General features: G+C 65.8%; 20 protein-coding genes and 1 tRNA gene. 10 read left to right on the top strand and 11 right to left on the bottom strand.

The window, feature by feature from the left end; all coding sequences use genetic code 11:
• Positions 1-4: 4 nt before the first annotated feature.
• Positions 5-1,726: a proline--tRNA ligase gene (locus tag AB1I47_RS20520; protein WP_354685560.1), complete on the bottom strand. Its 1,722-nt coding sequence runs from the start codon at positions 1,724-1,726 to the stop codon at positions 5-7.
• A 195-nt stretch (positions 1,727-1,921) separates the two neighbouring features.
• On the opposite strand from AB1I47_RS20520, the gene AB1I47_RS20515 reads away from it, so the two are divergent.
• Both AB1I47_RS20515 and AB1I47_RS20510 read left to right on the top strand, forming a co-directional pair.
• Positions 1,922-2,644, top strand: coding sequence for an RNA pyrophosphohydrolase (locus tag AB1I47_RS20515; RefSeq protein WP_354685559.1), 723 nt, complete (start codon positions 1,922-1,924; stop codon positions 2,642-2,644).
• Complete coding sequence (locus AB1I47_RS20510; RefSeq protein ID WP_354685558.1) at positions 2,637-3,218, top strand: CNP1-like family protein; 582 nt, start codon at positions 2,637-2,639, stop codon at positions 3,216-3,218. The genes AB1I47_RS20515 and AB1I47_RS20510 overlap by 8 nt, the downstream gene beginning before the upstream one ends.
• An 89-nt stretch (positions 3,219-3,307) precedes the next feature.
• On the opposite strand, the gene proB is transcribed toward AB1I47_RS20510, so the two are convergent.
• The 4 genes from proB to rplU all read right to left on the bottom strand — a co-directional run bounded on the left by proB (position 3,308) and on the right by rplU (position 6,426).
• Positions 3,308-4,426: a glutamate 5-kinase gene (gene proB, locus AB1I47_RS20505; RefSeq protein ID WP_354685557.1), complete on the bottom strand. Its 1,119-nt coding sequence runs from the start codon at positions 4,424-4,426 to the stop codon at positions 3,308-3,310.
• Between the two features lie 95 nt (positions 4,427-4,521).
• The gene (gene obgE, locus AB1I47_RS20500) at positions 4,522-5,619 is read right to left on the bottom strand and encodes a GTPase ObgE (protein WP_354685556.1); all 1,098 of its coding nucleotides are present in this window, start codon (positions 5,617-5,619) and stop codon (positions 4,522-4,524) included.
• 195 nt (positions 5,620-5,814) lie between these two features.
• Complete coding sequence (rpmA, locus tag AB1I47_RS20495; protein WP_011299102.1) at positions 5,815-6,075, bottom strand: 50S ribosomal protein L27; 261 nt, start codon at positions 6,073-6,075, stop codon at positions 5,815-5,817.
• Between the two features lie 39 nt (positions 6,076-6,114).
• A complete protein-coding gene (rplU, locus tag AB1I47_RS20490) occupies positions 6,115-6,426 on the bottom strand; it encodes a 50S ribosomal protein L21 (RefSeq protein ID WP_006576525.1) in 312 nt (103 codons plus the stop codon).
• A gap of 530 nt (positions 6,427-6,956) precedes the next feature.
• On the opposite strand from rplU, the gene ispB reads away from it, so the two are divergent.
• Both ispB and AB1I47_RS20480 read left to right on the top strand, forming a co-directional pair.
• Positions 6,957-7,886 carry an octaprenyl diphosphate synthase gene (ispB, locus tag AB1I47_RS20485; RefSeq protein WP_354685577.1) on the top strand — a complete coding sequence of 310 codons (930 nt, stop codon included), beginning with the start codon at positions 6,957-6,959 and terminating at the stop codon, positions 7,884-7,886.
• Between the two features lie 143 nt (positions 7,887-8,029).
• Positions 8,030-8,106: transfer RNA gene (locus AB1I47_RS20480), tRNA-Pro, on the top strand.
• Between the two features lie 82 nt (positions 8,107-8,188).
• Here AB1I47_RS20480 and AB1I47_RS20475 read toward each other — a convergent pair.
• Positions 8,189-8,554: a VapC50 family PIN domain-containing toxin gene (locus AB1I47_RS20475; RefSeq protein ID WP_354685555.1), complete on the bottom strand. Its 366-nt coding sequence runs from the start codon at positions 8,552-8,554 to the stop codon at positions 8,189-8,191.
• A gap of 157 nt (positions 8,555-8,711) precedes the next feature.
• On the opposite strand from AB1I47_RS20475, the gene pilB reads away from it, so the two are divergent.
• From pilB to AB1I47_RS20445, 6 genes are all read left to right on the top strand, one after another.
• Positions 8,712-10,436, top strand: coding sequence for a type IV-A pilus assembly ATPase PilB (gene pilB, locus AB1I47_RS20470; protein WP_354685554.1), 1,725 nt, complete (start codon positions 8,712-8,714; stop codon positions 10,434-10,436).
• Positions 10,437-10,507: 71 nt separating this feature from the next.
• Positions 10,508-11,779 (top strand): type II secretion system F family protein, encoded by a 1,272-nt coding sequence (locus AB1I47_RS20465; RefSeq protein WP_354685553.1) that lies wholly within the window; start codon positions 10,508-10,510, stop codon positions 11,777-11,779.
• A 2-nt stretch (positions 11,780-11,781) separates the two neighbouring features.
• Positions 11,782-12,681, top strand: a complete 900-nt coding sequence (locus tag AB1I47_RS20460) for a prepilin peptidase (protein WP_354685552.1) — start codon at positions 11,782-11,784, stop codon at positions 12,679-12,681.
• Positions 12,682-12,732: 51 nt separating this feature from the next.
• The gene (gene coaE, locus AB1I47_RS20455; RefSeq protein ID WP_354685551.1) at positions 12,733-13,371 is read left to right on the top strand and encodes a dephospho-CoA kinase; all 639 of its coding nucleotides are present in this window, start codon (positions 12,733-12,735) and stop codon (positions 13,369-13,371) included.
• Positions 13,372-13,681: 310 nt separating this feature from the next.
• The gene (zapD, locus tag AB1I47_RS20450; RefSeq protein WP_354685550.1) at positions 13,682-14,440 is read left to right on the top strand and encodes a cell division protein ZapD; all 759 of its coding nucleotides are present in this window, start codon (positions 13,682-13,684) and stop codon (positions 14,438-14,440) included.
• 17 nt (positions 14,441-14,457) lie between these two features.
• Positions 14,458-14,649, top strand: coding sequence for a DNA gyrase inhibitor YacG (locus tag AB1I47_RS20445; protein WP_354685549.1), 192 nt, complete (start codon positions 14,458-14,460; stop codon positions 14,647-14,649).
• A 22-nt stretch (positions 14,650-14,671) separates the two neighbouring features.
• On the opposite strand, the gene AB1I47_RS20440 is transcribed toward AB1I47_RS20445, so the two are convergent.
• The 5 genes from AB1I47_RS20440 to secA form a co-directional block, all read right to left on the bottom strand.
• Positions 14,672-16,711 carry an OPT family oligopeptide transporter gene (locus AB1I47_RS20440; protein ID WP_354685548.1) on the bottom strand — a complete coding sequence of 680 codons (2,040 nt, stop codon included), beginning with the start codon at positions 16,709-16,711 and terminating at the stop codon, positions 14,672-14,674.
• Positions 16,712-16,770: 59 nt separating this feature from the next.
• The gene (locus AB1I47_RS20435) at positions 16,771-17,217 is read right to left on the bottom strand and encodes an NUDIX domain-containing protein (RefSeq protein ID WP_354685547.1); all 447 of its coding nucleotides are present in this window, start codon (positions 17,215-17,217) and stop codon (positions 16,771-16,773) included.
• Positions 17,214-18,125 (bottom strand): ATP-binding protein, encoded by a 912-nt coding sequence (locus AB1I47_RS20430; protein WP_354685546.1) that lies wholly within the window; start codon positions 18,123-18,125, stop codon positions 17,214-17,216. The genes AB1I47_RS20435 and AB1I47_RS20430 overlap by 4 nt, the downstream gene beginning before the upstream one ends.
• A gap of 126 nt (positions 18,126-18,251) precedes the next feature.
• Positions 18,252-19,478: a bifunctional glutamate N-acetyltransferase/amino-acid acetyltransferase ArgJ gene (gene argJ / locus AB1I47_RS20425; protein WP_354685545.1), complete on the bottom strand. Its 1,227-nt coding sequence runs from the start codon at positions 19,476-19,478 to the stop codon at positions 18,252-18,254.
• Between the two features lie 153 nt (positions 19,479-19,631).
• The gene (gene secA, locus AB1I47_RS20420) at positions 19,632-22,409 is read right to left on the bottom strand and encodes a preprotein translocase subunit SecA (RefSeq protein ID WP_354685544.1); all 2,778 of its coding nucleotides are present in this window, start codon (positions 22,407-22,409) and stop codon (positions 19,632-19,634) included.
• Between the last annotated feature and the right edge of the window lie 244 nt (positions 22,410-22,653).

Below are 22,653 nucleotides of genomic sequence, written 5' to 3'. Positions count from 1 at the left end.
CAGGTCAGTTGGCGAGCTGGTTGCGCACGTAGCCGACCACCTCGGCCACACTGACGGCGGTGGCCTGCGCGTCACGCCGGCCCTGGTACTCGACCTTGCCTTCCTTCAGGCCGCGGTCGCCCACCACCACGCGGTGCGGCACGCCGATCAGTTCCCAGTCGGCGAACATCACGCCGGGGCGCTCGCCGCGGTCGTCGATGATGACGTCGACGCCGGCGGCCAGCAGCTCGGCATGGATGCGGTCGGCCTCGGCCTTGACGGCTTCGGAGCGGTCATAGCCAACCGGGCAGATCACCACCGCGAACGGCGCGATCGCGGCCGGCCAGATAATGCCGCGCTCATCGAAGTTCTGCTCGATCGCGGCGCCCAGGATACGGGTGATGCCGATGCCGTAGCAGCCCATCTGCATGGGCTGGGTCTTGCCGTTCTCGTCGAGGAAGGTGGCGTTCATCGATTCCGAATAACGCGTACCCAGCATGAATACATGGCCCACCTCGATGCCGCGGCAGATCTCCAGCGTGCCCTGGCCATCCGGCGACGCGTCGCCGGCGACCACGTTGCGCAAGTCGGCCACGATCGGCTCGGGCAGGTCACGGCCCCAGTTGACGCCGGTGTAGTGGTAGTCGCGGTAGTTGGCGCCGCAGACGAAGTCGCTCATGTTGGCGACGGTGCGGTCGGCCACCACCTTGACCGGCTTCTTCGCGCCGATCGGGCCCAGGTAGCCCGGGGGCGAGCCGAAGGCGTCGACGATCTCGTTCTCGGTGGCGAAGCGGAAGTCGGCCAGGCCCGGCACCTTGGAAGCCTTGATCTCGTTCAGCTCATGGTCGGCGCGGATCAGCAGCAGCCAGATCTCGGCGCCGGCTTCGGTATCCTTGGCCAGCACGATCGACTTGACGTTGCGCTCCAGCGGGATGTCCAGGAACTCGGCCACCTGCTCGCACTTGACCTTCTCCGGGGTGAAGGTCTTGACCAGGTCTTCCCTGGGCGCGGCGCGCTCGGCCAGCAGCGGCAGGGCCTCGGCGGCTTCCATGTTGGCGGCGTAGGCCGAGTTCGGGCAGTAGACCAGGGAGTCTTCGCCGGTCTCGGCAATCACGTGGAATTCATGCGAGCCCGAGCCGCCGATGGCGCCGTTGTCGGCCGCCACCGCACGGAATTCCAGCCCGAAGCGGCGGAAGATGCGCACGTAAGTGTCGTACATGTTCTCGTACGACTTGCGCAGGCCGTCGGCGTCGCGGTCGAAGGAATAGGCATCCTTCATCGTGAATTCGCGCCCGCGCATGATGCCAAAGCGCGGCCGGCGCTCGTCGCGGAACTTGATCTGGATCTGGTAGAAATTGACCGGGAGCTGCTTGTAGCTGCGGATTTCGGTGCGGGCGATATCGGTCACCACCTCTTCCGAGGTCGGTTGCACGGCGAAGTCGCGCTCATGGCGGTCCTTCAGGCGCAGCAACTCGGGGCCCATCTTGTCCCAGCGGCCGGTTTCCTGCCACAGTTCGGCCGGCTGGATCACCGGCATCGAGAGTTCGACCGCACCGGCGCGGTTCATTTCCTCGCGCACGATGTTTTCCACCTTGCGGATCACGCGCAGCCCGAGTGGCATGTAGCTGTAGATGCCGGCGCCCAGCTTCTTGATCATGCCGGCGCGCATCATCAGTTTGTGCGACACGATTTCCGCGTCGGCGGGCGCTTCCTTGAGTGTGGAAATGAAGAATTGCGAGGCTTTCATTCGTTGCTTTCTCTCGAGGCCGCCACGGTGCGGGAAAAACCCGCCCGGCAAAATCCGGGGTGCGGCGGCACAGGTTTGTCGCGCACGCGCCTGAAACTGCCCTTCCGCTCGGGGAAAACCACCATCCCCCCGCCTGAGCCCGGCTGCGCGCTTCCTTTATAATCAGCGTAATTCTAAAGGATTCGAGGTGCAGTCATGCTCGATCGTGAAGGCTTTCGCCCGAACGTCGGCATCATCCTCCTCAACGCACGCAACGAGGTTTTCTGGGGCAAGCGAATCGGCGAACACTCCTGGCAGTTCCCGCAAGGCGGCATCAAGTACGGCGAAACGCCGGAACAGGCCATGTACCGCGAACTGCATGAGGAAATCGGCCTGCTTCCGGAGCACGTCAGGATCGTTGGTCGCACGCGCGACTGGTTGCGTTACGAGGTGCCGGACAAGTTCATCCGCCGCGAGATCCGCGGCCACTACAAGGGCCAGAAACAAATCTGGTTCCTGCTGCGCATGGCCGGCAGGGACTGCGATATCCACCTTCGCGCCACCGACCATCCGGAGTTCGACGCCTGGCGCTGGAGCCATTACTGGGTGCCGCTGGAGGCGGTGATCGAGTTCAAGCGCGATGTCTACCAGATGGCGCTGACGGAATTGTCGCGCTTTTTGAACCGGCACCCGCGCGTGCCGCTGAGCCCCTATGGGACCCACGGCAGCCATGGTGCCCATGGCGCGCCGGGCCTGCACGGGCGCCAGGGCGGTCCGCGCAGCCATCCGCAAGGCCGGTCCCCGCAAGCTCAGCCGGCAGTCGCCGCGGCCGACTGCGATGGCGCGGCGGAACCGGAGCCTGCCCCTGCGCCGGCTTCCGAGCCTGTATCTGTTTCGCCGGCAGCGCCGGTATCCACCTCACGGAGCACTGATGACTAGTTTCACGGGCCCGGGCCGCCGCGGCGGCCTGAGCGCTGCCGGACTGCTGCTTGCCGCCGCCTGCCTTGTGCTGGCCGGCTGCAAGAGCACCACCAAGCAGATGGCTGAAGAAGAGAGCACGTGGCTCAACCCGTTCGCGCCCAAGACGTTCGAGGAAGCCAAGGCGATGCTGCCGCCGGTGCCGCAGGACGCCAACCTGATCCCGTTCTCGGTGTCGGGCACGGGCACGCTGTCGTTCGCGGTGGACAGCAAGTCGATCTCGGTCGGCAAGGACAACGTGGTGCGCTACACCGTGGTCACCAGCAGCCAGAGCGGCGCGCGCAACGTGACCTTCGAAGGCATGCGCTGCGATGCGTTCGAGCGCAAGCTCTACGCCACGCTGCCGGCCGGCGCCAAGGAGTGGATTCCCAACCAGAGCGACTACGGCGAGAACTGGCACCGGATGGAAACCAGCGTGCGCAATGCCTACGCCGCCACGTTGGCGGTCGATTTCTTCTGTGAAGGCCGCACCGTGGCCGGCACGCCGGACGATATGGTGCGCGAGCTGAAGTCGCGGGCGCCGCGGATGCGCTGACCGGTCGGTCATCGAAAGGCAAAACGGCGGGACTGTCATCCAGTCCCGCCGTTTTTTTATGCTGCGCCAGGCCGGCGCCAGACCATCGCTCAGACCAGCACGAGGTTGTCGCGATGGATCAGCTCGGGCTCGTTCAGGTGGCCGAGCACGGTTTCGATCTCGGACGAGGGCTTGCGCGCGATCAGCCGCGCCTCGGCGCTGGAATAGTTGGTGATGCCACGGGCGACCTCTTTCCCCTGCGGATTGACGCAGGCGATCACCTCGCCGCGCGCGAATTCGCCCTGCACTTCGACCACGCCGATCGGCAGCAGCGACTTGCCGCCGCTGGTCAGCTTCTCGACCGCGCCGTTGTCGATCACCACGCGGCCGCGCAGCTGCAGGTGATCTGCCATCCACTGCTTGCGCGCGGTCAGGCGCCCGGTCGGCGCCAGTAGCTGCGTGCCGATGGCCTCGCCGGCGGCCAGCCGTTCCAGCACGTTGGCCTCGCGCCCGGAGGCGATGGTGGTATGCGCCCCCGACTTGGCCGCGCGCTTGGCCGCCAGGATCTTGGTCAGCATGCCGCCGCGGCCGATCGACGTGCCGGCGCCACCGGCCATCGCTTCCAGCTCGGGCGTGCCGGCCAGCGCCTCGTCGACGAACTGCGCGGCGGGGTCCTTGCGCGGGTCGGCGGTGTACAGGCCGCGCTGGTCGGTCAGGATCACCAGCGCATCGCCTTCGATCAGGTTGGTGACCAGCGCGCCCAGCGTGTCGTTGTCGCCGAACTTGATTTCGTCGGTGACCACGGTGTCGTTCTCGTTGATGATCGGCACCACGCCCAGCGACAGCAGCGTCAGCAGCGTGGAGCGGGCGTTCAGGTAGCGCTCGCGGTCGGCCAGGTCGGCATGGGTCAGCAACACCTGCGCGGTGCGGATGCCATAGCGGCCGAACTGGCTTTCATAGACCTGCGCCAGGCCCATCTGGCCGACGGCGGCGGCGGCCTGCAGCTCGTGGATTTCCTTCGGGCGGCGCACCCAGCCCAGGCGCTGCATGCCTTCGGCGATGGCGCCGGAGCTGACCAGCACCACTTCCTTGCCCGCCACGCGCAGCTTGGCGATCTGGGCCGCCCAGCGGGCGATGGCGTCGTGGTCCAGCCCCTTGCCGTCGTTGGTAACCAGGCTGGAGCCGACTTTGACGACGATGCGCTTTGCCTGCGCGATGACCGATTGCATGGCGGGAATCCTGTCTCCCGGGCAGCCGGCGGCGGGCGCCGCGCCCGAATTGTCCGTTGTGTTTTATTGCGGTGAGGCCAGCCGTCGGCGGCCCCTTATGCCTCGCCCGTACCCTGGTCGACGTTGTGCAGGCGCTCGTCCAGCCGGATGTCCGGCTCGGCCAGCGCCGCAGCTTCTTCGGCCTTGATCGCCTGCAGGTGGTCCTTGATCGCGTAGATCAGCTCGCGGCAGCCTTCGCCGGTCAGCGCCGAGATCTGGAACACCGGGCCCTTCCACTTGTAGCGCTTGAGGAAGTCCTTCACCTTCGCGGCGCGCTCTTCCTCCGGCACCATGTCCAGCTTGTTCAGCACCAGCCAGCGCGGCTTGTCGTACAGCGTTTCGTCGTACTTCTTCAGCTCGTTGACGATGGCCTTGGCCTCGGCAACCGGGTCGACCGCCTCGTCGAACGGCGCCAGGTCGACGATATGTAGCAGCAGGCCGGTACGCTGCAGGTGGCGCAGGAACTGGTGGCCCAGGCCCGCGCCTTCGGCCGCGCCTTCGATCAGGCCGGGGATATCGGCGACCACGAACGACTGCTCATGGTCCACGCGCACCACGCCCAGGTTGGGATGCAGCGTGGTGAACGGATAGTCCGCCACCTTCGGGCGCGCATTGGAGATATGCGAGATAAAGGTCGACTTGCCGGCATTGGGCATGCCCAGCAGGCCGACGTCGGCCAGCACCTTCAACTCAAGCTTGAGCATGCGGCGCTCGCCCGGCTTGCCGTCCACCTGCTGACGGGGCGCGCGGTTGGTACTGGACTTGAAGTGCAGGTTGCCCCAGCCGCCCATGCCGCCCTCGGCCAGGCACACGCGCTGGCCGTGCTCGGTCAGGTCGGCGATGACCTCGCCGGTATCCATGTCGGTGATCAGCGTGCCCACCGGCATGCGCAGCGTGATGTCTTCACCCGCCGCGCCATAGCAGTCGGAGCCGCGGCCATTCTCGCCGTTGCGCGCCACATGCTTCCTGGCATAGCGGAAGTCGATCAGCGTATTGATATTGCGGTCCGCCACGGCGAACACGCTGCCGCCCCGGCCGCCATCGCCACCATCCGGGCCGCCGAAGGGCACAAACTTCTCGCGCCGGAACGAGGCGCTGCCATTGCCGCCGTTGCCGGCGATGGCTTCGATTCGGGCTTCGTCGATGAACTTCATGATGGGTTTTCCGTGATGGATCGGCGGGCTGGCGGCCGGATGCCGCAAACCCTGCCGGGCGCACCGCAAAAGGCGCTATCAAAACGATGCGAACGGACCATCTCGCCAGGATCGCTTTGATAGTGCCTCTAATTGTGGCCAGAAAAGAAAAAGCCCCGCAAGCGTTGCGGGGCCTTCATCCTGCAAAGGCTGTTATCAGGCCGCCGGAACGACGCTGACGTGCTGCTTCTTGGCAGGGCCCTTGACGGCGAACTGCACGTGGCCGTCCACCAGGGCAAACAGCGTGTGGTCCTTGCCCACGCCGACGTTGTCGCCGGCATGCACGCGGGTACCGCGCTGGCGGATGATGATGCCGCCGGCGTTGATGGCCTGGCCACCAAACACCTTGACGCCCAGACGCTTCGATTCGGAATCACGGCCGTTCCGCGTGGAACCGCCGCCTTTTTTCTGTGCCATGTCTTACTCCTGTCGCTTTACCTGGTTACGCTCGATCGATCAGGCAACGATCGCTTCGATGCGCAGTTCGGTGTAATTCTGACGATGGCCCTGACGCTTCTGATAGTGCTTGCGACGGCGCATCTTGAAGATCTTCACCTTGTCGTGACGACCTTGGGAGATAACGGTAGCCTTGACGGAAGCCCCGCTAACCAGCGGCGTACCAAACTTGATTTGGTCGCCGGCGCCCACTGCGAGCACCTGGTCGAGCGTGATTTCTGCGCCAATGTCTGCCGGTATCTGTTCTACTTTCAGTTTTTCGCCAGCAGCAACCTTGTATTGCTTGCCGCCGGTTTTTACGACCGCGTACATTGTCGAACCTCTCGGATGTGAATAAAACGCCGAATGCCTGCACTGGCGCGCCCTGCACGGCCGCTCAACTGCACGGCCTGGCGTACGGGCGGGCTCACTGCGGCCCGGTTATCTCCCGCCGGTCAGAACCCGCAAAGCGAGCGTAGCAACCGGAGGAAACCGGGAATTGTAAACGAGGTTGGGGAAAAGCGCAAAGAAAACAGGCACATAGCCTGTGAGCGGCGGCATCGCCACAATGGGACAGCGCCCGGATCAGGTCAGGTCGGCGAGCAGGAATCCGGCCAGTGCGGCAAACGCCACCCACAAAGCGGTGCGGCGCCACTGGCGACGAGATGCGGGCTTGTTCATGGCCGAATTATAGAGGCGCCCCGCCCGAACACCCTTCACGCATACCCTGAGCAGCCATCTTTAGAACGCGCCGCATGCGTAGAACGCTGCGCGCATCGCATATAATCGTCCGGTTTTGCGTAACGGTGATCATCTTGTCCCAGCCTTCCGCCACTGCCTTGCTTGCCCCGGTCGCTGCAGACATGCGCGCGGTCGATGCTGTCATCCGCCAGCGGCTGTCTTCTGAAGTCCCGCTGATCGAGCAGATCGGCGAATACATCATCGGCGCCGGCGGCAAGCGCCTGCGTCCGGTGATCCTGCTGCTGACGGCGCGCGCGCTGGGCTACGACGGCAACCGCCACCATGAACTGGCCGCGGTCGTGGAGTTCATCCACACCGCCACGCTGCTGCACGACGATGTCGTCGACGAATCCGAGCTGCGGCGCGGCCGCGACACCGCCAACGCGGTGTTCGGCAACGCCGCCAGCGTGCTGGTGGGCGACTTCCTCTATTCGCGCGCGTTCCAGATGATGGTCGATGCGGGCAGCATGCGCATCATGGAAATCCTGTCCAACGCGACCAACGTAATCGCCGAGGGCGAGGTGCTGCAGCTGCTGAACATGCACGACCCGGATGTCACCGTCGAGCGCTACCTGCAGGTGATCCGCTACAAGACCGCCAAGCTGTTCGAGGCCGCCGCCCAGCTGGGCGCCGTGCTTGCGGGCGCCGACGCCGAAATGGAAGAAGCCGCAGCCGAATACGGCCGCCGCATCGGCACCGCTTTCCAGCTCATCGACGACATGCTCGACTACACCGCCAGCGCGGAGCAGATGGGCAAGAACGCCGGCGACGACCTGCGCGAAGGCAAGCCCACGCTGCCGCTGCTGCACCTGCTGGAACACGGCACGCCCGAGCAGCGCCAGCTCGCGCGCGACGCCATCGTGCAAGGCGGCACCGAGCATTTCGATGCGGTGTTCGCGGCCATCCACGCCAGCGGCGCGCTCGATGTCACGTTCGAAGCGGCACGCCGCGAAGCCGAGGCCGCGGAACAGGCCGCCTTGCGCTTCCCGGCTTCGCCGCTCAAAGAGACGCTGATCCAGCTTTGCGAATTTTCGCTGCAGCGGCAGTCGTAAACAACAGCGGCGTAGGCAACGGAAGCGGAACGAAGGGCGCCAACGAGCGGCGATTTTGCCTTCCCTCTTCCATTTCCAAAAAAACGCTGCTACACTTATCTTCTTTGCTGCTGACGCCAAAACGTCGGCCAGCAAGACCAAATCGGGGTGTAGCTTAGCCTGGTAGAGCGCTACGTTCGGGACGTAGAGGCCGGAGGTTCGAATCCTCTCACCCCGACCAGATTTAAAGAGCCGAATCGACGTGAGTTGATTCGGCTCTTTGTCTTTGTGCCGGCGGCATCGATCACAGCCGGCACGCTAAATCAATTCCGACGCCTCGCGTATCCGTTGTCCGGTGGCCGGCAACCGCTTCGCTCAAGTGCACGCGCAAAATCCTCTGGTGTTGCCTGAGGTTTTTTCCGGCGCGCACGCATCTGCCTGAACGCCGCGATCGCGATGAGCGGTTCCAGATCCCACTGGTGGATGATGAAGATATCGGGGTCGACCACTTCGATGCCGCATGGCCTCACGATCTCTGAGGGGAAATCACGGCGATTGCGTGTAACGATGCAATCCGCATGACCGGCAACCGCAGTGTAGCGCGCAATATCCGCAACAAGTGAAACAAAATGTGGAACCTCCGTGCACTGCTGTATTGCAGCCCCGCCGCTGCAAATCTCCCCGCGCAAGTAGGGTTGCGCCCGTGTCGCGCAAACGCCAACAGCGTCCCGCCGTCGCCTTTACAAAAAGTGACCCCGGCGGCAAACTGCCCCGATCCGGGGACGTGGGTCTGTCCCGCCCCTTCTGTGGCCGATGGCCACCGTCCAACCGCACAGCGCACCTGCCATGACACTCGGTCTTGCCCTGGCCCAGAGCCGGCGTATCGCGCCCGCACTGCTTGCTCAGCTGGAGCAGGCCGCGCGCGAAAAGCAGTCGCAGCTCATCGACGAGATCGTCGGCAGCGGCACCATGAGCGCGCATGACCTCGCGCTGTTCGCGGCCGACAAATACCAGATGCCGCTGCTGGACCTGGCCCAGTACAACCTGAACAAAGTGCCGCCGGCGCTGGCCGGCAATCGCGAATTCCATGCGCACCGGCTGCTGCCGCTGGGCCGGCGCGAGAACCGGCTGGTGCTGGCGATGTCCGACCCGTCCAACCAGGCCGGGCTGGAGGCGATCAAGGAAAAGTACAAGCTCCCGATCGAAGCGGTGGTGGTCGAGCACGACAAGCTGATGAAGCATGTGCGCTCCGCCGGCGAGGCGCTGGGCACGATGAAAAACATCTCTCCGGTGCAGGTCCAGCGCAAGCTGATCGAGTACGACCCGGTGGCTGCCGCCAGCGCGCAGCGCAACCGCACCGCCGCCGACGCCATCGACGACGCCCCGGTGGTGCGCTTCCTGCAGAAGCTGCTGACCGAGGCCTTCCACCGCGGCGCGTCCGACCTGCACTTCGAGCCGTTCGAGACCTTTTACCGCATCCGTTTCCGTGTCGACGGGGTGCTGCAGGAGGTCGCGCGCCCGCCGCTGGATATCCGCGACAAAATCGCGACCCGCATCAAGGTGCTGTCGCGGCTGGATATTTCTGAAAAGCGCGTGCCGCAGGACGGCCGCATGAAGCTGCTGCTCTCGCTGCCCAAGGACAAGGACGCCAAGGAGACGGTCGAAAAGGCGGTGGACTTCCGCGTGTCGACGCTGCCGACGCTGTTCGGCGAGAAGATCGTGATGCGGATCCTGGAATCCTCGTCCGACAAGCTCGATATCGACCAGCTCGGCTACGAGCCCGAACAGAAGGCCCTGCTGCTGGATGTGATCAAGCGCCCGTACGGCATGGTGCTGGTGACCGGCCCCACCGGCAGCGGCAAGACGGTGTCGCTGTACACCTTCCTGAACCTGCTGAACCAGGGCGACATCAATATCTCGACCGCGGAAGACCCGGCCGAAATCCAGCTACCCGGTATCAACCAGGTCAACGTCAACGACAAGGCCGGCCTGACCTTCGCCGCGGCGCTGCGTTCGTTCCTGCGCCAGGATCCGGACATCATCATGGTCGGCGAAATCCGCGACCTGGAAACCGCGGATATCTCGATCAAGGCCGCGCAGACCGGCCACCTGGTGCTGTCCACGCTGCACACCAACGATGCACCGACCACGCTGACGCGGCTGATGAACATGGGCGTCGCGGCCTTCAACATCGCTTCGAGCGTGCTGATGATCACCGCGCAACGGCTGGCGCGGCGGCTCTGCACCTGCAAGCGCCCCGGCGAAATCCCGCGCGAAGCGCTGCTCGAGGCGGGCTTTCGCGAGCGCGACCTCGACGGTAGCTGGCAGCCCTACCATCCGGTCGGCTGCGAGCGCTGCAACGGCAGCGGCTACAAGGGGCGCTGCGGCATCTACCAGGTCATGCCGATCACCGAGGCGATGCAGGAGATCATCCTGACGCACGGCACGGCCTTGCAGATCGCCGAGCAGGCGCGCAAGGACGGCGTGCTATCGTTGCGGGAAGCGGGACTGCTAAAGGTAAAGCAGGGCGTCACGTCACTCGAAGAAGTGCTGGCGACCACGAATACGTAGCAAAAAACACGTAGGAAACAACGTAAATACAAGACGTACGACAAACGTCATTGTCATCGGGGGTCAATATCATGGCGACGCGCTCACCAGCAGCGGGCGCCCGGACAGCAGCGGCGTCGCGGGCGAAATCAGGGAAGGGGCGCAAGGCCCCCACCCAGTACATCTTTGAGTGGGAAGGCAAGGACCGCAAGGGCAAGACCTTCACCGGCGAGCTGCGCTCCGAGAACCAGGCCGAGGTCACCGCCACGCTGCGCAAGCAGGGCCTGACCATCGTCAAGCTCAAGAAGCGCAAGGCCGCGCGCGGGCGCAAGATCACCGAGAAGGACATCGCCTATTTCACACGGCAGCTGTCGACCATGCTCAAGGCCGGCATTCCGCTGCTGCAGTCGATCGACATCATCGGGCGCGGGCATGTGAACCCCAACTTCACCCAGCTTCTGGCCGACATCCGCTTCGATATCGAATCCGGTAGCAGCATGGCGGCGGCGTTCCGGCGCCATCCGAAGTACTTCGACACGCTGTATTGCAACCTGATCGATGCCGGCGAACAGGGCGGTATCCTGGATTCGCTGCTGGAGCGCCTGTCGCTCTACATGGAAAAGACCATCGCGCTGAAGAGCCAGATCAAGTCGGCGATGATCTACCCGATCGCGGTGCTGACCGTGGCCTTCGCGGTCACGGTGATCCTGATGCTGTTCGTGATCCCCGCGTTCAAGGGCGTGTTCTCGAGCTTCGGCGCCAACCTGCCCGCGCCGACGCTGGTCGTGATCGCGATCTCGGACTTCTTTGTCCAGTTCTGGTACCTGGTGGTCGGGATACCGGTGGCCGGCATCATGTTCTACCTGCGTGCGCTGAAGAGTTCCGAGAAGGTGCAGCGCGCCACCGACCGCACGCTGCTGAAGCTGCCGATCTTCGGCAGCCTGTTCCGCAAGGCCGTGATCGCGCGCTGGACGCGCACGCTGGCGACCATGTTCGCCGCCGGCACGCCGCTGGTGGAATCGATGGAGTCGGTGGCCGGCGCCGCCGGCAACTGGGTCTATTACGACGCCACGCGCGAGATCGAGCAGTCGGTGCGCATCGGCACCAGCCTGACCAATGCGATGCAGGCCACGCACGTGTTCGACAACATGGTCCTGCAGATGACGCAGATCGGCGAGGAATCCGGCGCGCTGGACAATATGTTGCTGAAGGTGGCGGAGTTCTACGAGCGCGAGGTAGACGACGCCGTCGCCGCGATCTCAAGCCTGATCGAGCCGCTGATCATCGTGGTGCTGGGCGTGCTGATCGGCGGCATGGTGGTGGCGATGTACCTGCCGATCTTCAAGCTGGGACAAGTGGTGTAAGCATGGCGTTTGCATGGTCGACTTCGCCGTTCCCGGCCGGCAACGGTCCGCTGGTTGACGCGCTGGCGGCGCTGCCGCCAGCCTTCCTGGTGTCCGCCGCGGCGCTGCTCGGGCTGGTGGTCGGCAGCTTCCTGAACGTGGTTATCCACCGGCTGCCGCGCATGATGGAGCGCGACGAGGCCAACTATATCGCCGAACTGCGCGGCGACCCGCTGCCCTACCCTGCCCGCTACAACCTGATGGTGCCGCGCTCGGCCTGCCCGCATTGCGGCCACGCGATCGCGCCGTGGGAAAACGTGCCGGTGCTGAGCTGGCTGCTGCTGCGCGGGCGCTGCTCGGCGTGCAAGACGCCGATCCGGCTGCGCTACCCGCTGGTGGAGCTGGCCTGCGGCGTGCTGAGCGCGCTGGTAGCGTGGCGCTTCGGACCGGGCTGGCAAATGCTGGCGGCGCTGCTGCTGGTGTGGTCGCTGCTGGCGCTGACCATGATCGATGCCGATACGCAGTTGCTGCCCGACCAGATCACGCTGCCGCTGTTGTGGCTGGGGCTGCTGCTCAATCTCGGCGGACTGTTCGTGCCGCTGTCCGACGCCGTGATCGGCGCGGCCGCCGGCTACCTGGTGCTGTGGGCGGCATACTGGCTGTTCCGGCTGGTGCGCGGCAAGGAAGGCATGGGCTTCGGCGACTTCAAGCTGATGGCGGCGCTGGGCGCGTGGTTCGGCTGGCAGGCGCTGCCGGCGCTGGTGCTGCTGTCTTCGGTGGCGGGCGTGGTGTTCGGGCTGGCCAGCATCGCGCTGCGCCGGCAGGAACGGGACACGCCCTTCCCTTTCGGCCCGTTTATCGCGCTGGCAGGGGCCGTGGTGCTGGTGTTCGGTCCGGGCGTACTGCCGCTGTGGCTGCCGTGAAGCTGGTATCGTGACGGCAACATCGCCATCGAATCGCACACGGATCTTCACATGCTGGAAATCGGACTGACCGGCGGCATCGGCAGCGGCAAGTCCCGCGTCGCGGACATGTTTGCCGCACGCGGCGCCGCGATCATCGACACCGACCTGCTCGCGCACCAGATCACCGCCCCCGGGGGGAGGGCCATCCCGGCGCTTGTCGAGGCCTTCGGCCCCGGCTGCCTGCGCCCTGACGGCGCCATGGACCGCGACGCCATGCGCGCGCTGGTGTTCGCCGATCCGGCCGCCAAGGCGCGGCTCGAAGGCATCACCCATCCGCTGATCCGCGCGCTGACCAACGAGCACGCCCAGGCGGTGCGCGACGCCGGCGAACACCCCTACCTGATCTACGTGGTGCCGCTGCTGGTGGAATCCGGCTCGTGGCGCGAGCGCGTGGGCCGCGTGCTGGTGGTGGACTGCAGCGAGGCCACCCAGGTGGCGCGCGTGATGGCGCGCAACGGCTTCAGCCGCGAGCAGGTGCAGGCGATCATGGCGAAGCAGGCAACGCGCGGCGCGCGCCTCGCATGTGCCGACGACGTCATCGACAACGACGGCCCGGTGGACGCGCTGGTGGCGCAGGTCGACCAGCTTGACCGCTACTACCGTGAACTGTCGGCGGCCGGAGAGGTCCATCCCGAGGTCGGCGTATAAGCCGCCTTGCAGTCGACGTATCAGGAATAAGCAGGCCGGACAACGCACCGCATCATGCACATGACATTGTCCTGTGCCCGCGACTCGCATAGAATGCGCTGGAACATGCCGGCAAATAGCCGCATACTGCACGGATCGCCACATGATGCGCCTCTCGATCAACCCGATGCGCCCCATGCATGCACCTTGCAATGCCGGTACGTCCCTCTGGACTTTACCGCTAGTACCCTCCCGCATTACCCGGGCCACCTTCTGCACCGGGCGAACTCCTGACACGGAGACCGCCCGACGCGCTGCACGGACATAGCACTTGATTCTGTACGAATATCCTTTCAACGAACGCATCAGGACGCTCCTGCGCCTGGAAGACCTGTTCGATCGGCTGGATTACTTCCTCGCCCAGGATCATGCCCAGCAGCACCACGTCGCGCTGACCACGCTGTTCGAGATCATCGACGTGGCCGGCCGCGCCGACCTGAAGACCGACCTGATCAAGGAACTGGAACGCCAGCGCCAGGCGCTGGCGCCGCTACGGGCCAATCCGCAGATCGACCAGGAAACGCTGGACGCCGTCATCGGCGAGATCGAGCAGGGCATCGCCATGCTCAACCAGACCGTGGGCAAGGCCGGCCAGCTGCTGGCCGACAACGAGTGGCTGACCAGCATCCGCAGCCGCGCCATCATCCCCGGCGGCACCTGCGAGTTCGACCTGCCGGCCTACTACGCCTGGCAGCACCGCCCCGCCGAAGACCGCCGCGCCGATATCCTCAAGTGGGCGCGCCCACTGGTATCGCTGCGCATGGGCACCACCATCGTGCTGCGCCTGCTGCGCGAAGCCGGCCAGAGTGGCAAGGTGATCGCCACCGGCGGCAGCTACCAGCAGATGCTGTCCGGGCGCAGCTACCAGCTGATGCAGGTCTACCTGGATGACTCGCTGCTGGCGTTTATCCCGGAGATGAGCGCCAACAAGTACATGCTGTGGGTGCGCTTCACGCAGCAGGACGGCGACCTGCGACCGCGCTCGGTTGATGCGGACATCCCCTTCCTGCTGAAACTCTGCAATTTCTGAAGCCCGCGTTTAAAGCTATGCCTGCCGTCGTCAAATGCCCCACCTGCGGCACCGAGGTGGCCTGGGTGCCCGACAACAAGTTCCGCCCGTTCTGTTCCGAACGCTGCAAGCAGATCGATCTCGGCGCGTGGGCGTCAGAGAAATACGTGATCGGCGGCAAGCCGGGCGAGACCCAGTCCGCCGACCTGTCCGACGAAGAGGACGACTGAGCGTCGTCCTCACCGGTCCGGCTTAGTGCGCCGCCGCCAGCACGCGGCGGTAGAACGCGACGCACACCAGCACGAACACCGCCAGGCCCAGCCACTGCGCGGTCGCTTCGAACCCTGCGCCGGCCAGTGCCAGCGGCGCATCCTTGCCCGACAAGCCGATCACCGCGGCCAGCATCACGCCGACCAGGCTTTCCCCGACGATCAGGCCTGAGGCCAGCAGCGTGCCGCGCCGTTCGGCATGTTCCAGCGCCAGCTTGACGTTATCGCCACGGGCGGTGGCGCGGCGGCGTTCGGCACGCAGCAATACCCACGACAGCACCGCCCCGACCACCAGCGCCGAGCTGACTGTCGGCGGCAGGTAGATGCCGATACCCACCGCCAGCACCGGCAGCCGCGCCACGCCGCCGCGGCGGCGCAGCACTTCGTCGACGGCGATCAGCACCACGCCCAGCGCGATGCCGATCAGGATCATGTTCCAGTTGAGCTGGTGGGTGAAGATGCCGGTGGCGATCGCGGTCATCAGCGTCGCCTGCGGTGCGGCCAGCGCCTGGTTCGGGTCCATGCCGGCGCGCGGCAGGGCACCGGCAAAGCCGTAGGCGTTGTAGAGCAGCTCCAGCACCGGCGGGATCACGGCGGCACCCACCGCGCAGCCGATCAGCAGCGCCACCTGCTGGCGCCACGGCGTGGCGCCGACCAGCCAGCCGGTCTTCAGGTCCTGCAGGTTGTCATTGGCGATCGACGCCACCGCCACCACCGCCGAGGTGGTAAAGATTGCCAGCGCAATCGCGAACTTGCTGCCCTCGGGCGTCGCCAGCAGCCCGTCGGCGTTGCCGGCCAGCAGGATCAGCAGCGACACCAGGATCACGGCGATGATGCCGATGCCGGAGATCGGGCTCGCCGACGAACCCACCAGTCCGGCCATATAGCCGCACGCCGCGGCCACCAGGAAGCCGAAGACAAAGGCGAATACCACCGCATAGATCACCAGCCGCCAGCGCGCGCCGCCCGCGACCGGCGCGGGTGCGAGGAAATACGCGAACACCGCCACCAGCACCGCCAGCAAACCCAGCATCACCAGCCCGATCCATCTGGCCGGCATGTCCTGCTGCGTGCGCGGCAGGTTGCCCTCACCGCCAGCACCGGACTGCAGCGCGCCGAACGAGGCGCGAATGCCGTACAGCATCGGTTTGGCCAGCGACAGCAGCGTCCAGATCGCGGCGATGCCGATGGTGCCGGCGCCGATAAAGCGCGCCTGCTGGCTCCACACCAGGGTGCCGAACGCGGACAGCGTAGCGCCATCCGGCCGCGGCGTGATCGCGGTCAGCCACGGCACCGCGACGCCCCAGGTCATCACCAGCCCCAGCAGCATCGCCAGCCCGCCCACGATGCCCACCAGGTAGCCGGCACCGACCAGCGCCAGCGAGAAACCCATCGACAGCCGCACCACCGACGTCCCGGCCGACAGCCAGAAGTTGGCGCCCTCGGCCAGCAGCCGCAGTCCGCCGGCAGCGAAGCTGAACAGCCCGGCCACCAGCCCGCCCGCCATCAGGTCGGCCATGCCGGTCGCCTGGCGCTTGCGGCCCGGCACCACATCATCCGGCGCGGCACTGCCCACGCGCAGGATTTCCGCCGCGGCCACGCCTTCGGGATACGGCAGCGTACTCTGCACCACCATCGCATGGCGCAGCGGGATGCTGAACAGCACGCCCAGCATGCCGCCGGCCACGCAGATCGCCAGCGTCTGCCAGAACGGGAAGCCCTGCCAGTGGCCCAGCATCACGAGGCCGGGCAGGATAAAGATGATCGACGACAGGGTGCCCGCGGCCGAGGCCTGCGTCTGCACCATGTTGTTCTCGAGGATATTGGCGCCGGGGAAGAGCCGCAGCACGGCCATCGAGATGACGGCCGCCGGGATCGCCGACGAGAAGGTCAGGCCGACCTTCAGCCCCAGGTAGATGTTCGAGGCGGTGAACACGACCGTGATGAGCGCACCGAGGATGATGCCGCGCAGGGTCAGTTCAGGCAGGGAAATGTCTTCGGCGATCAGATCGACGCGGAGCATGCAGGTTCCTTTCCTGTGAACTGGCGGCGCTCCGGCGCGGCCGCGGTCGCATGGCGTGGTCAGCCGTTGTGCGATTCCTCGTCCAGCCATTGCACCACCGGGATGGTGGCCGGCAGCAGCGGCCCGACCGTCACCGGCGTGCGCTGCCAGGAGAAGGCCTGGCCTTCGCGGCCGACGGGGTCGCCGCGCCAGGCCGTGACCTTGCAGAAATACAGCCGCACATAGGCGTGCGGGTAGTCATGTTCGAGGATGTGCCAGCGCTCGCATTGCGTTACGTCAAGGCCCAGCTCTTCATGGAGCTCGCGCGCCAGCGCGGCTTCCACCGTTTCACCGGGCTCCAGCTTGCCGCCCGGGAATTCCCAGTAGCCCTCGTAGGGCTTGCCGTCCGGGCGCTGCGCCAGCAAGAAATGGCCGTCGGGCTGCACCAGCACGCCTACGGCGACTTCGGTGACCTTGCGCGGCGGCTTGCCCGCGGTGTCGGCGGCCTGGTTCATGGCTTCGCTCATGCCTTGCTGCCGCCGCCCTGGCCCACGTCGGCGATATAGGGCTTGCCATGCTTGCCGCCCCAGTCGCGCGCGAACTGCCACGCCACGCGGCCCGAGCGCGAACCGCGCTCCAGCGCCCATACCAGCGCGTCGCCGCGCGCCGCGGCGATGTCCTCGTCGGTGCAGCCGAAATGCTTGAGCCAGTGCGCGACGATGGTCAGGTACTCGTCCTGCTTGGGCGGGTAGAACGACAGCCACAGCCCGAAGCGCTCGGACAGCGAGATCTTTTCCTCGACCACTTCGCCGGGATGGATCTCGCCGTCGTCGGTGTGGCGGTAGGTCTCGTTGTCCTTCATGTACTCCGGCAGCAGGTGCCGGCGGTTGGAAGTGGCATAGATCAGCACATTGTCCGACTGCGCCGCGACCGAGCCGTCCAGTGCCGACTTGAGCGACTTGTAGCCCGACTCGCCCTCCTCGAACGAGAGGTCGTCGCAGAAGATCACGAAGCGCTCGGGGCGCTGCGAGACCAGTTCGACGATATCGCCGAGGTCGCCCAGGTCGTCCTTGTCGACTTCAACCAGGCGCAGCCCCTCGTCGACAAAGGCGTTGAGGCAGGCCTTGATCAGCGACGACTTGCCGGTGCCGCGCGCGCCGGTCAGCAGCACGTTGTTGGCAGGCAGCTTGCCCACGAACTGGCGCGTGTTGGCGACGATGGCGTCCTTCTGGCGCTCGATATTCTTCAGGTCGTCCAGGTGGATCGGCGGCAACTGGCGCACCGGCTGCAGGTAGCCGATATTGCCGAACAGGCTTTGCCGCTTGCGCCAGCGGAACGCTACGGCCTCCTGCCAGTCGGCATCGCTCAGTTGCGGCGGCAGCCATTGTTCGAGTCGGGCGAGGAAGTTGTCGAGACGGGAGGCGAGGTCGGACATGGCGGCGTGACGGTGTCAGTAGTTGGGGAGAGGGGTGGATGAGCGGGGCATCGCGTATCCGGAAACGCCTGCCCTCTCCCCCGGCCCCTGTCCCGCATGCGGGAGAGGGGAGCAAACCCGGGATGCTTAAGAGCGGTAGTCGGCGTTGATCGACACGTAGTCGTGCGACAGGTCGCAGGTCCATACGGTCGCTTCGGCATTGCCGCGGCCGAGCGCGATGCGCACCGTGATCTCGGCCTGCTTCATCACGCGCTGGCCGTCTTCTTCGCGATAGTCGGGGTTGCGGCCGCCATCGCGGGCGACCCAGACATCGTCCAGCCACAGGTTGACGCGGTTGACGTCGAGGTCATCGACGCCGGCATAGCCCACCGCGGCCAGGATGCGGCCCAGGTTGGGGTCCGAGGCGTAGAACGCGGTCTTCACCAGCGGCGAGTGCGCGACCGCATAGGCGATCTGGCGGCACTCGGTGACGTCCTTGCCGCCTTCGACGCGGATGGTCATCAGCTTGGTCGCGCCTTCGCCGTCGCGAACGATCATCTGCGCCAGTTCCTGCGCCAGCGCGGTCACCGCGTCGCGCAGCGCTTCGAAGGCCGGGCCTTCGGCGCGGTCGACCACGGCGCCGGACTTGCCGGTCGCGATCAGCACGAAGGAGTCATTGGTCGAGGTATCGCCATCGATGGTGATGCTGTTGAACGAGTGGTCGGCGGCGTGCGACACCAGCGCCTGCAGGACCGGCTGCGCCACCGCGGCGTCCATGGCGATAAAGCCGAGCATGGTCGCCATGTTCGGGCGGATCATGCCGGCGCCCTTGCTGATGCCAGACATCGTCACGGTCTTGCCGTCGATCTGCACCGTGCGCGACGCGGCCTTGGGCTGCGTGTCGGTGGTCATGATCGATTCAGCGGCGGGCAGCCAGTTGTCGGCCTTCGCATTGGCGATGGCCGCGGGCAGACCGGCCACCAGGCGCTCCACCGGCAGCGGCTCGAGAATTACGCCGGTCGAGAACGGCAGCACCTGGTCGACGGCGATACCCAGTTGCGCGGCCAGCGCGTCGCAGGTGGCACGTGCATTGGCCAGGCCCGGTTCACCGGTGCCGGCGTTGGCATTGCCGGTGTTGACCACCAGCGCGCGGATGCCCCTGCCAGCGGCAAGATGCTCGCGGCAGACCTGCACCGGCGCGGCGCAAAAGCGGTTGTTGGTGAAGACGCCGGCCACGGTGCTGCCCTCGGCCACGCGCACCACCAGCACGTCCTTGCGGTTGGCCTTGCGGATGCCCGCCTCGGCCCAGCCGAGTTCCACGCCGGCGACGGATTTCAGGTTTTCTGCCTGCGGCAGCGGAAGGTTGACGGGCATGTGGACTCCTCTGTTCCTGTTCGCGGATATCTGCTTGCGGTTTTTGCCAGCGAATTGCTTGTCTCAGACGAACATGCCCGCGGAGGGCGGGCATGTCGTTTCCTTGCGCGTCACGCCCCTTGCAAAGGGCGCGACGTCATATCGGCACGCGGCTCAGCTCAGCCTGCCGTGGCACTGCTTGAACTTCTTGCCGGAACCGCACGGGCACGGGTCGTTGCGGCCGACCTTGGGCATGCCCGCCAGCGCCAGCTCGGCGGCGGCCATGGCCGTGCCGGTGCGCGGCGACGGCGCTTCCTCCACCGGCTCGCGCCCTTCGGCGAACTCGTCGTGCTTGTACTGCACGTTCTCCAGGTGCGACAGGCCCTCTTCGATCTGCTCCGAAGCCTGTTCCAGTTCTTCCGGCGACTGGATCTGCACGTTGAAGGTCACGCGCGTGACTTCGTTCTTGATCACGTCCAGCAGGCGTGCGAACAGTTCGAACGACTCGCGCTTGTATTCCTGCTTGGGATCCTTCTGCGCATAGCCGCGCAGGTGGATACCCTGGCGCAGGTGGTCCAGCGCGGCCAGGTGCTCGCGCCAGTGCGTGTCGATGCTCTGCAGCATGACCGAGCGCTCGAAACCGGCGAACGACTCGCGGCCGACCATCGCCACCTTGCCGTCGTAGCGCTCCTTGGCCGCCTGCATGATCAGGTTCAGCAGCTCTTCATCCTCGATGCTCTGCGCGCCTTCGATGGTCTGCGCCAGCGGCAGTTCCAGGCCCCAGTCCTCGCGCAGGTGCGTTTCCAGGCCGGCGATGTCCCACTGCTCTTCCATGGTGTCGGCCGGCACATGGTCGCGGAACAGCTCCACCAGCACGCTCTGGCGCAGGTTGGCCACCATGTCGCCGACGTCCTGCGCTTCGAGCACGTCGTTGCGCAGCTTGTAGATTTCCTTGCGCTGGTCGTTGGCGACGTCGTCGTACTGCAGCAACTGCTTGCGGATATCGAAGTTGCGGCCTTCCACCTTGCGCTGCGCCGATTCGATCGAACGCGTGACGATGCCGGCTTCGATCGGCTCGCCCTCGGGCATCTTCAGGCGCTCCATGATGGCGCGCACGCGGTCGCCGGCGAAGATGCGCAGCAACTGGTCGTCCAGCGACAGGTAGAAGCGCGACGAACCCGGGTCGCCCTGGCGCCCGGCTCGGCCGCGCAGCTGATTGTCGATGCGGCGCGATTCATGGCGCTCGGTGCCGACGATATGCAGGCCGCCCGCGGCCTTGACCTGCTCGTGCAGCGACTGCCACTCGTCCTCGAGCTGCTTGATGCGCACGGCCTTCTCTGCGTCGGCCATGTTCGGATCGGCCTCGATAAAGCCGGCCTGCTTCTCCACATTGCCGCCCAGCACGATGTCGGTACCGCGACCGGCCATGTTGGTGGCGATGGTGATCATCTTGGGACGGCCGGCCTGGGCCACGATCTCGGCTTCGCGCGCGTGCTGCTTGGCGTTGAGCACCTGGTGCGGCAGCTGTTCCTTGTCGAGCAGGCGCGACAGGTATTCCGACGTCTCGATCGAGGTGGTACCCACCAGCACCGGCTGGCCACGCTCGTGGCAGTCGCGGATATCGCGCACCACCGCGTCGTAGCGCTCCGTGGAGGTCTTGTAGATCTGGTCCTGCTGGTCCTTGCGCTGGGCCGGGCGGTTAGTCGGGATCACCACCACTTCCAGGCCGTAGATCTCCTGGAACTCGTACGCTTCGGTGTCGGCCGTGCCGGTCATGCCGGCCAGCTTGTTGTACATCCGGAAGTAGTTCTGGAAGGTGATCGTCGCCAGCGTCTGGTTTTCCTGCTGGACGGTGACGCCTTCCTTGGCCTCGACGGCCTGGTGCAGGCCGTCGGACCAGCGCCGGCCCGTCATCAGGCGGCCGGTGAATTCGTCGACGATGACGACTTCGTCGTTCTGCACCACGTAGTGCTGGTCGCGATGAAACAGGCTGTGCGCGCGCAGCGCGGCGTACAGGTGGTGCATCAGCGTGATGTTCTGCGGCGCGTACAGCGACTCGCCTTCACCGATCAGGCCCTGCTGCGACAGGATCTCTTCGGCCTTCTCGTGGCCGGCTTCGGTCAGGTAGACCTGGTGGCCCTTCTCGTCGACGTAGTAGTCGCCCGGCTTCTCGACGCCCGTGCCGTCGGCCTTTTCCTCGCCGATCTGGCGCTCGAGCAGCTTGGGGATGCCGTTCATGCGCTGGTACAGGTCGGTCTGGTTCTCGGCCTGGCCGGAGATGATCAGCGGGGTACGGGCCTCGTCGATCAGGATCGAGTCCACCTCATCGACGATGGCGTAGTTCAGCGGCCGCTGCACGCGCTGCGACGGGTCGTAGACCATGTTGTCGCGCAGGTAGTCGAAGCCGAACTCGTTGTTGGTGCCGTAGGTGATGTCCGAGTTGTAGGCCGCCTGCTTGGCGTCATGCGGCATCTGCGACAGGTTCACGCCCACCGACAGGCCGAGGAAGTTGTACAGCCGGCCCATCCACTCGGCATCACGCTGCGCCAGGTAGTCGTTGACGGTCACCACATGCACGCCCTGGCCGGTGATGGCATTGAGGTACACGGCCAGCGTCGCGGTCAGCGTCTTGCCTTCGCCGGTGCGCATTTCGGCGATCTTGTTGTCGTTCAGCACCATGCCGCCGATCAGCTGCACGTCGAAGTGGCGCATCTTCATGACGCGCTTGCTGGCCTCACGGCATACGGCAAACGCCTCGGGCAGCAGCGCGTCGAGCGACTCGCCAGCGGCGTGGCGCTGCCGGAAGGTCTCGGTCATGCCGCGCAGCTCGTCGTCCGAGAACTGCTCGAACTTCGGCTCCAGCGCATTGATCTGCGCTACCGTGCGGCGATATTGTTTGATCAGCCGCTCGTTGCGGCTGCCGAAGACTTTCTTGAGAAGGCCGGTGATCATCGATTGCTTTCACCTGCGCGGAACCGGATGCCCCCCAGGGATGCGGGCTGCTCCGGCGGCCGGGCGAGGAATGGATAGATTGGCGCGAAACGCCGAGTTTATCATGTGCCGGGGTCACGGCCGGAACGCGCCGGGCCCCGTCCGGCAAGGGCGGGCAAGCCTGCCGAATGTCGACCACGCGTGTTGGCTGCGCGCCGCACCCATCCCAGTTTGGGGCGGCCGCCGCAGCTTCAATCCAGAGTTG

The sequence above is a fragment of the Cupriavidus necator genome, assembly GCF_040578825.1.
Classification (GTDB): Bacteria; Pseudomonadota; Gammaproteobacteria; order Burkholderiales; family Burkholderiaceae; genus Cupriavidus; species Cupriavidus necator_E.
The sequence above is the reverse complement of the archived record's forward strand: the minus strand, read 5'-3'. Positions and strand labels throughout refer to the sequence as shown.

Excerpts from the sequence above, each read along its gene's own strand:
- AB1I47_RS20520 (WP_354685560.1), bottom strand. The coding sequence starts at position 1,726 with ATGAAAGCCTCGCAATTCTTCATTTCCACACTCAAGGAAGCGCCCGCC.
- AB1I47_RS20430 (WP_354685546.1), bottom strand. The coding sequence starts at position 18,125 with ATGTCCGACCTCGCCTCCCGTCTCGACAACTTCCTCGCCCGACTCGAA.
- obgE (WP_354685556.1), bottom strand. The coding sequence starts at position 5,619 with ATGAAGTTCATCGACGAAGCCCGAATCGAAGCCATCGCCGGCAACGGC.
- AB1I47_RS20445 (WP_354685549.1), top strand. The coding sequence starts at position 14,458 with ATGCCTGCCGTCGTCAAATGCCCCACCTGCGGCACCGAGGTGGCCTGG.
- AB1I47_RS20460 (WP_354685552.1), top strand. The coding sequence starts at position 11,782 with ATGGCGTTTGCATGGTCGACTTCGCCGTTCCCGGCCGGCAACGGTCCG.
- secA (WP_354685544.1), bottom strand. The coding sequence starts at position 22,409 with ATGATCACCGGCCTTCTCAAGAAAGTCTTCGGCAGCCGCAACGAGCGG.
- pilB (WP_354685554.1), top strand. The coding sequence starts at position 8,712 with ATGACACTCGGTCTTGCCCTGGCCCAGAGCCGGCGTATCGCGCCCGCA.
- AB1I47_RS20435 (WP_354685547.1), bottom strand. The coding sequence starts at position 17,217 with ATGAGCGAAGCCATGAACCAGGCCGCCGACACCGCGGGCAAGCCGCCG.
- proB (WP_354685557.1), bottom strand. The coding sequence starts at position 4,426 with ATGCAATCGGTCATCGCGCAGGCAAAGCGCATCGTCGTCAAAGTCGGC.
- AB1I47_RS20465 (WP_354685553.1), top strand. The coding sequence starts at position 10,508 with ATGGCGACGCGCTCACCAGCAGCGGGCGCCCGGACAGCAGCGGCGTCG.
- coaE (WP_354685551.1), top strand. The coding sequence starts at position 12,733 with ATGCTGGAAATCGGACTGACCGGCGGCATCGGCAGCGGCAAGTCCCGC.
- AB1I47_RS20510 (WP_354685558.1), top strand. The coding sequence starts at position 2,637 with ATGACTAGTTTCACGGGCCCGGGCCGCCGCGGCGGCCTGAGCGCTGCC.
- rpmA (WP_011299102.1), bottom strand. The coding sequence starts at position 6,075 with ATGGCACAGAAAAAAGGCGGCGGTTCCACGCGGAACGGCCGTGATTCC.
- argJ (WP_354685545.1), bottom strand. The coding sequence starts at position 19,478 with ATGCCCGTCAACCTTCCGCTGCCGCAGGCAGAAAACCTGAAATCCGTC.
- ispB (WP_354685577.1), top strand. The coding sequence starts at position 6,957 with ATGCGCGCGGTCGATGCTGTCATCCGCCAGCGGCTGTCTTCTGAAGTC.
- AB1I47_RS20440 (WP_354685548.1), bottom strand. The coding sequence starts at position 16,711 with ATGCTCCGCGTCGATCTGATCGCCGAAGACATTTCCCTGCCTGAACTG.
- AB1I47_RS20515 (WP_354685559.1), top strand. The coding sequence starts at position 1,922 with ATGCTCGATCGTGAAGGCTTTCGCCCGAACGTCGGCATCATCCTCCTC.
- rplU (WP_006576525.1), bottom strand. The coding sequence starts at position 6,426 with ATGTACGCGGTCGTAAAAACCGGCGGCAAGCAATACAAGGTTGCTGCT.